Source organism: Desulfobulbus sp., from assembly GCF_031547805.1.
Lineage (GTDB): Bacteria > Desulfobacterota > Desulfobulbia > Desulfobulbales > Desulfobulbaceae > Desulfobulbus.
Genome location: NZ_JAVBRQ010000050.1, coordinates 1 through 10741 on the forward strand (window position 1 = coordinate 1; position 10741 = coordinate 10741).

The following is a 10741-nucleotide window of genomic DNA, read 5'->3' on the forward strand; positions in this document are numbered from 1 at the left end:
GGATGCTGTTGCCACCCGCGGCGTATTCCGGGGTGAGCTCAATGAGGGTAACCGTGTTCATGGCGGAAAACTGCAACGAGTTGGCCGCCCCGAACAAGATGAGGTGCAAAATAATCAGCCAGTATGGCGTGTGGACGCCAATGTGGCTGAACGAGACGATAAAAAGCCCCAGCAGGACAGTGTTAACCACCAGCACCCGGCGAAAACCGAACACCCGGAGGAGCGGCGTGACCAGAATCTTGGAAAAAATGGAGAATATGGAACTCGGGATCATGGTCAGGCCGGCTACGGCGGGAGAAAAGCCCAGCCCCACCTGCAACAGCAACGGCAGCAGAAAAGGCATGGCCCCGCTGCCCAGACGGGCGAAAAAGTTACCGGCAATACCCACGCTGAAACTGCGAATTTTGAAGATTGCCAATTTGAAAAGCGGGTTGCCTGCCCGCAGGGCGTATAGGCAATAACCCACAAGAGCCAGAAGGCCAAAGACCAGGGCGCCCACGGTGAAGCTGAGGGGAAGGTGCAGTTCGCCCATGCCCTCCACAGCCATCGTAATCGCCACCATGGAGATACCGAAGAGGAGAAAGCCGATCCAGTCAAAACGCCTTACCGCCACATCTTTCAGCGCTGGCATGTAGAGCACGGCCAGTACGCACCCCACCAGCCCAACCGGCAAATTGATTAAAAAGATCCAATGCCAACTGGCATACTGCACCAGCAGTCCGCCCACCGTCGGCCCGAGCAGCGGGCCAACCAAGCCTGGAATGGTGATGAAGCTCATCACCTGCACTAACTGCTGCCTGGGGAAGGCGCGCAGAACGGTCAGCCGCCCCACCGGGGCCATCAGCGCCCCCCCTACCCCCTGCACCACCCGGCTTAGAACCATCTGCGTCAAAGTGCGCGACACGGCGCAAAGGAGCGAGCCCAGGCAGAAGATAAGGATGGCAAGGAAAAAGACCCTTTTGGCCCCAAAGCGATCGGCCAGCCAGCCGGAAGCTGGAATGAGCAGGGCCACGGTCACCATGTAAGCGATAACCACGGACTGCATGCGTAGCGGGCTTTCGTTCAGACTGCCGGCGATGGCCGGAATGGCGGTATTAAGAATGGTGGCGTCCAGCATCTGCATGAAAAAGGCCATGGCCACCAGCCAGGGAATAACACGCAGCGAACGTTCCGCCACGGGAGGGGATGTCTTCTGTTCCATTTGGACCCCGGATCGGTGTTGAAGGATCAATGCAATCAATCGAGACAATGAGATTGACCGGGAAATTCCCTTGTATGTCTCCAGGTGCCGGCCGAAATCTTTTCCCGTACCGGAACGCTCGGTCCTTGCCGCTCCATTGCCATTTTCCAGCTGGCCTGGTCTCGTAACTATAAGGCGGCCGAAGAAAAATGGGCTATCGCCCGAGCGTTTTCGTGTATTTTCAAGCACGCGTTGCCGCTGCAATCAAGGGGCAACCGTCCGGGACGGCAGCAGCAGCCGGGCCTGTCTTCTCTTGGCAACAATTTGTCGTGTGACCGCAGGGTTGCAAGTTGCCAAGGCGGTACGCGCATGCTATGAACGTGGAGTGCACCTTTCGTCCTCCCCGGCCTGTCCGCCGCCGGGAACGGACATACCGTCAACGCGCGGCCGCACCGCCGGGAGGCCCCATGATATCGGCACAGGAACTCGACCAGGGGATGGTCATGCTCAAGACGATCTGGTACGCCCTGGCGGGGTCGCTGGTCATGTACGTCATTGCCGTTCCCCTTCTTTTGGGCGATACGGCGGTCAATGTGACCGTCGATTTCTACGGGCAGCTGCGCCTGCTGTTGTACGCCGCCGCCGGAATGACCCTGGCGGTTTCCTGGCTGGCGCGACGCTTGCTGCTGGCGGCCAACAAGCCGCCCGCCCCTTCCAAATCGCGACAACATCCGGTGGTCCAGCGCTACACCACCGCCATGATCGTCACCCTGGCCCTGGTCGAGGCGATTGCCCTGTATGGTCTCATTCTGTTTCTTGTGGGCAAAAATCCGATCGACCTGCTGCTGCTCTCAGCCATGGCCGCCGTGGCGATGATCTTCTACTTTCCGAAGAAGACCGACTTGATCGATTTGGCGGAAAAATTTCGCCGCACCGATTGATCTTGCCCGGCCCGACCGCATACTATATCGCCAACCAACGAATTTGTTGAAAAGACCACGCCACCCACAGCGTGGTTTTTCTTTCAACCTTGGCCATGGTATAATGAAAACCAATGGCTCCGCGTCGTCAGCGTCTTTCTTTTGACCGGCATCCCGCCGGAGGATCCCCGAAGTTGTCATGAGTCACTCACCCCTGGATCGCGAATCCGACCGTTCCCCTGCCCCGGACAATGCCGTGGCCAAGGAATCCTTTGTCTTTCTCGACCGGCGCGGCAAGCGTTGGCCCAGGTTTCGCCGCTTGATGTTTGCGGCCGGCCTGCTGGTGTTCGTTGCCATTGTCCTCTTTATCCAGACGCTGGTCCTGCCCTCCCCCTTTGCCGTGCCGCCGGCGGTGGAACAACTGCTGCGCGCCAGCAAGGCCCAGCAGAGCAAGAAAACGGTGCAGGACAGCGAGCAGCCCGCCAAACGCCTGTGGCTGCACTATGCCAAGAAACACAAGGAGGGCAAAACCGAGCAAGCCGCTGCCGGTACGCGGCGCCACCAGGCCGCGGCCGGGCGCGACAAGACGGCCGCAACCGCCGCACCGCCGGCCCGGTCCGGGGAAATCAGGCTGGGATTCTACGAAAACTGGAATCCGGACAGTCTCGATTCCCTCAAGGAAAACCTGGAAAAACTCACCCATGTCTGCCCGGATTGGCTGAGCTTCGACGCCGAGATCGGCAAGCTGAAATCGACGGCGGATCCGCAGTTGATCGAATCGATCCGAGAACAGGGGGCCATGCTCTTGCCCTTGCTCAGCAACCTCGGTCCCGGCGATGTCTGGATGGTCGAGGCCGTGGAATCCCTGATCAACGGCCCGCTTGACCGGCAGGACCAATTCATCGCCCACCTCATCGACACCCTTGCCACCATGCAAGCGGGCGGCGTGGTGCTCGACTGGCAGCAGATCGATCCCAGCTACAAAGGCAACATGAGCGCCTTTCTCGCCAGGATCGCCGCCGCTCTCCACCAGGCCCGCCTGGAGCTGTGGCTGTGCGTCTCCACCGGCCAGGATCTCAAGATGTACGATCTCGACCGGATCGCCGGATCGGTCGATCATTTCGTGGCCATGCTCCATGACGAGCACGCCGAGTCCGACAAGCCCGGTCCGATCGCCTCGCGCGAATTCTTCAATGGCTGGCTGTCGACCCTGGCCGGCGGCTACGGTTCCCCCGGCCAATGGGTCATTTCCCTGGGCACCTATGGCTACGACTGGACCGAGGGGAGCAAATCGGCGGAACTCCTCAGCTTTGCCGACGTGATGAGCCGGGCGAAGCGTTCGGCGCAAACCACCTGCACCTTCAGCCGGCCCTCGCTGAACCCCCACTTTGTCTACGAAACCGGCCAAACCGTCCACACCATTTGGTTCCTCGACGCCATCACCTTCCTCAACCAGTTGGCGGCGGCCCGGTCGTTCCACGTCGGCGGTATCGCCATCAACAAGCTGGGCACCGAAGACCCGGCCATCTGGGATGTGCTGGGGCTTGCCTTCGAAACCCTGCCGTCCCGCGATCAGTTGGCGCGACTGGAAACCATCAAGCCCGGCGACGATATCGCTCAGATCGGCCGAGGCAACCTGATCAGCATCGAAGACGAACGGAGCAACGGCACCCGCAGCATCCTGGTCGACAAAAAAGGCGGCCCCGGCGCGATGCTGACCGCCACCTACGAAGCCTTTCCCGGTTACCTGACGATCATCCACCAGGGCCAGGGACCCGGCGACGGCGTGACCCTCACCTTCGACGACGGTCCGGACAAGAAATGGACCCCCCAGATCCTCGACATCCTCAAAGCCAAACAGGTCAAGGCCACCTTTTTCATGATCGGCGCCAATATGGAAAAGCATCCCCAGCTGGTGCAACGCATCCTGGACGAAGGCCACATGATCGGGGTGCATACCTACAGCCATCCCAACATCGCCCAGGTCTCCGAGGAGCGCGCCCACCTGGAATTCAACGCTACCCAGCGGCTGCTCGAATCGATCACCGGCCATTCCACCACCCTGTTCCGGCCGCCCTACAACGCCGACACCAATCCCCACGAACAGGAGGAACTGGTGCCGATCAAGCTGGCGCAGCAGATGGGCTATCTCACGGTAACCGAGGATATCGACCCGGAAGATTGGGACAAACCCGGGGTCGAGGTCATGTTCGATCGCATCCAGCACGGACGGATGCGCGGAGGCAACGTGGTTTTGCTGCACGATGCCGGCGGCGACCGCAGCCAGACCGTGGCGACCTTGCCGCTCATCATCGACTACCTCTATGCCCGGGGCGACCGGATTCTGTCCTTGCCGGACCTGCTCGGCATCCCGGCCGAGCAACTGATGCCCGTTGTGCAGGACAATCAACAGCCCGTGACCCGGATGATCAGCGACAGCGGCTTCACCGCCCTGCACGAGCTGACCAATTTCTTCTGGGCCTTCATGATTTTCGCCACGGGCCTGACCGTGCTGCGGACCCTGGTCGTCTCCTGGTTGGCCATTCGCAGCCGTTGGCACGACGAGCGCAACAAGGACGACGGTCAAGCCTTCTGCCCACCGGTCAGCGTCCTGATTGCCGCCTACAACGAGGAAAAAGTGATCCACGACACTCTCCGCTCGGTGCTCAACACCGACTATCCCGGCACCATGGAGGTGGTGGTGATCGACGATGGCTCCCAGGACGCCACTGCCGCGATTGTCGCCGCCATGGCCGAGGACGATCCCCGCATCCGCCTGATCCGCCAGGTCAATCTCGGCAAGGCCATGGCCCTGCGCAACGGGATGGCGGCAATCAGCCATGCCTTTGTGGTCAGCCTGGATGCCGATACCCAATTCACCCCCCAAACCATCGGCCATCTCATCCGGCCTTTTGCCGACCAGCAAGTGGGCGCGGTGTCCGGCCGGGCCAAGGTCGGCAACCCCAAAACCCTGGTCGCCCGGTTCCAATCGCTGGAATACACCTGCGGCTTCAACCTCGACCGGCGGGCATACCACCGGCTCAACTGCATCACCGTGGTCCCCGGCGCGGTCAGCGCCCTTCGCCTCAGCGCCATCGAGGCGGTCGGCGGCATCAGCACCGAAACCCTGGCCGAGGACACCGACCTGACCTTGGCCCTGCATAAACAAGGCTATACCGTTCACTATGCATCCCGGGCCGTGGCCTGGACCGAGGCCCCGGAAACGGTGCGCGCCTTTGCCAAACAGCGGTTCCGCTGGGCCTTCGGCACCCTGCAATGCCTCTGGAAGCATCGCGAACTGCTGTTCAACCCCCAATATCCAGCCCTTGGTTGGTTCAGCCTGCCCAGTGCCTGGTTTTTCAACATCATCCTGGTCGCCCTGGGGTCGATCATCGATCTGGCTCTGCTGCTGTCGCTGGCGCTAAGTCCGGCCAACTCGGCACTCTATCTCTACTTTCTCGTTTTCCTCGCCGCCGATTTCTTCCTGGCGGCGGTCGCCTGCCTGGTGGAAAGGGAGCCGTTGGCCCAGACCTGGCTGGTACTGCCGATGCGATTCATCTATCGGCCGGTGCTCAACATCGTGGTCATCCGGGCGATCCTCAGGGCTCTCAGGGGCGTGTGGGTCGGCTGGGGCAAACTCGACCGCACCGCTTCCGTTCCCTATCAAGCCTAAATTGCCAAACAGACATGATCCCTTCCATGCTCATCTCCAAACGGCTGCGGTCCGCCTGCCTCCTGCTCCTGCTTCTGCTGTTGTCTCTTGGCACCGGTTGCCGGGAAAAGGAAACGGTCGAAGCGGCGGAGAAAGCTCCGGCCGTATCCGATGGCTCGCAGAGCCTGATCATGCCCCAAAACGGGGTCTATGCCGGCGCCTATGTCGATTTCGGTGAGGGAGAGGCGCAGGTGACCTACGATGCCCTCACCGCCTTCGAACGACTTACCGGCAAGCCGCTGGCCGTGGTGGCGTTCGGCAATTTCTGGGGCGACCGCGCTTTTCCGGAAAAGACCGTCCGTATCGTCGCGGGCTACGGGGCCGTGCCGCTGCTCTTCTGGTCGCCCTGGGACAAACCGTACAGCGAGGCACGGGGGCCGGACCGGTTCGGGCTGCGGGATATCCTGGCCGGCAAGTGGGACAAGTACATCGACGACTGGGCCGACGCGGCCCGGCAGTACGGCAAGCCGCTGCTGGTGGCCTGGGGATTGGAGATGAACGGCACCTGGTTTCCCTGGTCCGGCAAATTCTACGGCGGCGGCAAGGTGATCGGCCGCAAGGACGGCCGGAATGTGTACGAAGGCCCCGAGCTATACAAGCAGACCTATCGATACGTGGTCGACCGGGTCCGGGCTCGGAAGGCGACCAATATCCTGTGGGGCTTCCATGCCAACAATTTCAGTTCGCCCCGGGCCGCCTGGAACCGGATGGGCAGCTACTATCCGGGCCCCCAGTATGTGGATTGGCTGGGTTTAAGCGTCTACGGCAAAATGGCCCGTTCCGAGGGCTGGGCCGAATTCGGCGACATGATGGCCGAACCCTATGCCGAAATCTGCAAACTGGACGCGGAAAAGCCCGTCTTTGTCGCGGAATGGGGAGTGGGCGAATATCCGCCCGGCGACAAGGCCGGGTTTATTGCCGCGGCCCTGCGGGATCTGCCCCGCAAGTACCCGCGCGTGCGGCTGGCTGTCTATTGGCACGAACGGTGGGAGAACAAGGACGGCTCCTTCAGCAACCTGCGAGTCAACTCCTCACCCGAGGCCTTGCAGGCATACCGGGAAGGAATCGCCTCTCCGCTTTGGCTCGGGCGGCCGCAGTTCGAACAACCGGCACCCAAGCCCTGACCGGCCGGGGCCGGGTTTATGGCAATAAACGAAGATGCTGAGTTGACACGCTTCCTGTAGAAAGATAGAAGTTACTCCAGTGCCTCTATCCATCCCATCGTACCTGCTGGGTGAGTTGGAAGACAAAATCAATGCCCTGCGCTGTGGCGCGGGACACAATATCCGCCTGGTCCTCAGGAAGTTGAGGAAAAAGTTGCCGCTTCTTTTTGCCGAATGGCTTTTTGCTCTCTGGCGTTGCTCAGATGGGCAGAAGAACGGTGACGAACTCTTTGCTCCGGCAAAATAAAAACTGATTACCACTCAAATTCAGCCGATTTCATCCTGGAGTATATTCTGCTGAAATTTCTTGATATTTTCCCTCGCTACGTTTATCGAAACAACAAACAAAGGACGTTCGAGACAAGGGTAGCGCTGGTCGACATTGGCGAGCGCAATGAGCGATCTCGTTTGATCGACCGACTTTTCGAAGCGTCAAGAACACCGCCGATTGCCGGCAAACGAGCTTTGCTGAAATTTGATGATAACCAGAAAATAATAAAGGGCTTTTTCAGGACCAACCAGATAAAAAATATGCCATGAGTGAACCTGTTAGCTGCGGGTTATCTTTGTCATTTTGCAAAAGGCACGTATGAAAAAACATTTTTCATTCCAGCAAAAAGTACTGCTTCTGCTTGTGCTGCTGATGAACTTGCCGTTCTTGCTTACCGGATATATGGCGAAAAGCCTGATGGAAACCACAATAATGCGGGAGAAGGACGCAAAGTTACTGGCGTTCACGCACATCCTTGATGCGCGTCTGGATTCCGGCGGTTATGAGGCTATCCTGCGGCGGCACGGGGCGGAAAACGCCTCACGGGAAAAAAAGATAGCGGTATTGAACGAAGAACTGCGCGGTATCACGGATGACGTGGCCTCCTCCGCCCCAGGTCTGGGCATCGGATACTATTCGAAGGATATAGACGCCATCCTCACTTACGGGCCTTCTTCCTCTTTTGAGCAGGCCGTGGGCCTGGTCATCCCGCCGGATCATCCGGGCCGCATCGTAATGGATACCAATAAAGAGATGATCAGGTCCGGTACCATGGTGCGCGGCGATATTTTAAACGCTATGCACCCCATCGTGCGTGACAACAAGGTCATAGGCTACATATGGGCCAATGAGCTGACCACGGACGTCATGACGCAGCTGCGCGACATGGTCCGCAATCTTTTTCTGGCTATGTTATTGTGTTTCGTTTTGACGGTGTCTTTGCTGGTGGCGATGTCGCGCCGTACGGTCAGGGATGTGGACCGCATTATCCGGGGTGTGCGCTCTATGCGTTTCGATTTGGGACACCGCATCGAAAACATGGGCGGGGAACTCGGCGAGGTGGCCAGCAGCATCAACACCATGGCCGAAGACATCGATAAAGCCACCCAGGAAAGCGGGCGCGCCATGGCGGTACTGCAAAGCGTGCTGGGCAACGTGGACGCAACGGTTTTTGTTTGTGACCCGGCCACCAAGCACCTTGTGTATGTCAATGAATATCTGCGCGACCTGCTTGCCGCCAAGGGTGTTCAGATCGAAGACCAGTCCTTGTGTTACGAAGTGCTGTATGGTCAAACCGAACCCTGTACGTTTTGCATCCATAGGCAATTGTACGAGCCGGATGGCACCCCGAAGTTGACCCCGATGCGAAGAGAAATCCACATCCCGATTTTAGGTCGGGACTTTTTGGTGACGGATCGCCTGATTACCTGGCATGACGGTCGCTTGCTGCACATGGAGATGGGCACAGACATTACGGAGCGCAATGCCCTGGAGGCGGCCGAGGCCGCCAACCTGGCACAGCGGGATTTCCTGTCTCGGATGAGCCATGAATTGCGCACGCCCATGAACGGTGTGCTGGGCATGACCCACCTGGCCATGCAGGCGAACCCACCGCCGACTCAATTGAAATATCTTAAAAAAATTCAGTCTTCCGCTTCCTTGCTGTTGGGGATTATCAACGACATCCTGGATTTTTCCCGTATAGAGGCCGGCAGAATCACCATGGAGAAAGCACCCTTTGAACTACCGGTTCTTGTGGAAAATATCCGTGAATTGATCCTGCCGCGCACGCAGGAGCAACATCTTGATTTCAATATCACCTTGGACGATTCCGTCCCCAGGTATGCTGTGGGCGACGAACTTCGCCTGTCGCAAGTGCTCTTGAACATCCTGGGCAATGCCGCAAAATTTACCTCCCGCGGTTCTATTAGTTTACATATGAGCGCGACGCCTCTGTTGTCCGGGAATGTCCGTCTGCGTTGCACCGTGGAGGACACCGGCATTGGCATGACGGAAGAGCAACAAGCCCGTCTGTTCAAGCCTTTTTCCCAGGCAGATATTTCCACCTCGCGCAAATTCGGCGGAACCGGCCTGGGCCTTTCCATCAGTAAGGCCCTGGTGGAGCTTATGGGCGGAACCATCCTCGTGGTCAGCAAACAGGGGCAGGGCAGTCTGTTTACGTTTGATGTGGAATTGGTACCCCTGGATGAACTCCCCATCACGCGGTCGGAGCTCTCCCGGCAGTGGGAACACGCCCGCTACGATGGTCTCCGCTTTTTGGTGGTGGAAGACAACAGCCTCAACCAGGAAATTGCCGTGGCCATTCTGGGAGAATTGGGCGCGAGGGTGGATGTGGCCGAGAATGGCGAAGAAGGTCTGCGTGCGTTCATGCACGAAGATTACGACCTCATCCTCATGGATGTGCGCATGCCGATTATGGACGGAATGGAAGCCACGCGCCGCATCCGGGCCAGCGGCAAACACGATGCGGCAACGGTGCCGATTGTCGCCATGACGGCCAACGCAATGAACGAGGACCGCGTCGCCAGCAAAGAGGCTGGCATGAACGGACATGTGGCCAAACCCATTGATCTGAACGAATTGAAAAGCACCTTGTTTAAACTGCTCAACACCAACTGACGTGGACGCACGCTGGACCAAGAAGAACTGACCTGTTTCGATCACGGCTTCACCGACTATACCTGGTACAACGACCTGACCACCAACTCCACCTTCTTTGTCACCCGCCTGAAAAGCAACGCCGATGTCGAGTATTTGCTCAAACAGGCCGGAAGAAAAAGCCCTGGCGTCACCAACGACCAGACGATCTGTCTCAAAGGGGTTGAGAAGCCGCTTCGCCTGGTCAACTACATCGATTTGGAAACCGGTGTCGAGTATCGGTTTGTCACCAATGCGCATCACCTTAACAGCCCGTTGAAAAACACAGCGATCAGGTAAAACCTATTGCCCCAATTCCCAGGCGCGGTAATCTGAATTTGCTTATTCACAACAAGAGGTTAATAGCGCATGGCGATTGGCAGACGCAAACCCGAGCAGCAGAGGATGTGGAGGCTCTTCGACGAATCATGTGGATTTGAGCAAATTTTGTATCGGAGCGGCAAGCAAGTAGATAATGCTGATAAACGTGTCATCGTTTCTATATCCTCTGGCCCTGCATTTAGTTAGCCGCCTGGAAGATGCCGTTGAGTGCTTCAATCCTGGCATTGCTGTGGCCTGATGCCCATCGGGCAAGAATGGCCTGCCGATGCTTTGCCATCGTTTTAAGGGCTTTGCCGACCGGCTTGAGCAGATCGACATCGGCCACCAGCGCCAGGGCCACATTGACAAAGTTGATCAGCCGCCATTTGGCGCCTTGCAGAGACGAGGCCTTGCGCACCCAGCGGAGCATCTCCTTGATGCGCCATGCCTTGGAGGTCTGCATATCCATGCTGATCAGTTCCGCCAAGGCGTCGATCTGTTTGTCCGTCAACGGGC

Annotated in this window: 7 protein-coding genes; 5 read left to right on the forward strand and 2 right to left on the reverse strand. The window is 58.5% G+C overall.

The window, feature by feature from the left end; translation table 11 throughout:
* On the reverse strand, positions 1–1201 hold a 1201-nt coding region (gene mdtD, locus RMR13_RS14875; RefSeq protein ID WP_409070304.1), incomplete at its 3' end, for a multidrug transporter subunit MdtD.
* A gap of 446 nt (positions 1202–1647) precedes the next feature.
* Here mdtD and RMR13_RS14880 point away from each other — a divergent pair.
* The 5 genes from RMR13_RS14880 (at position 1648) to RMR13_RS14900 (ending at position 9886) form a co-directional block, all read left to right on the forward strand.
* A complete protein-coding gene (locus RMR13_RS14880; protein WP_310601414.1) occupies positions 1648–2121 on the forward strand; it encodes a hypothetical protein in 474 nt (157 codons plus the stop codon).
* Between the two features lie 178 nt (positions 2122–2299).
* A complete protein-coding gene (locus RMR13_RS14885; RefSeq protein ID WP_310601415.1) occupies positions 2300–5773 on the forward strand; it encodes a polysaccharide deacetylase family protein in 3474 nt (1157 codons plus the stop codon).
* Between the two features lie 26 nt (positions 5774–5799).
* Positions 5800–6936: a glycosyl hydrolase gene (locus RMR13_RS14890; RefSeq protein WP_310601416.1), complete on the forward strand. Its 1137-nt coding sequence runs from the start codon at positions 5800–5802 to the stop codon at positions 6934–6936.
* Positions 6937–7051: 115 nt separating this feature from the next.
* Positions 7052–7222 carry a hypothetical protein gene (locus RMR13_RS14895; RefSeq protein ID WP_310601417.1) on the forward strand — a complete coding sequence of 57 codons (171 nt, stop codon included), beginning with the start codon at positions 7052–7054 and terminating at the stop codon, positions 7220–7222.
* A gap of 342 nt (positions 7223–7564) precedes the next feature.
* Positions 7565–9886: an ATP-binding protein gene (locus RMR13_RS14900; protein WP_310601418.1), complete on the forward strand. Its 2322-nt coding sequence runs from the start codon at positions 7565–7567 to the stop codon at positions 9884–9886.
* A 538-nt stretch (positions 9887–10424) separates the two neighbouring features.
* Here RMR13_RS14900 and RMR13_RS14910 read toward each other — a convergent pair.
* Positions 10425–10741: transposase (locus tag RMR13_RS14910; protein WP_310601419.1), on the reverse strand; the 317-nt coding region annotated here is incomplete at its 5' end.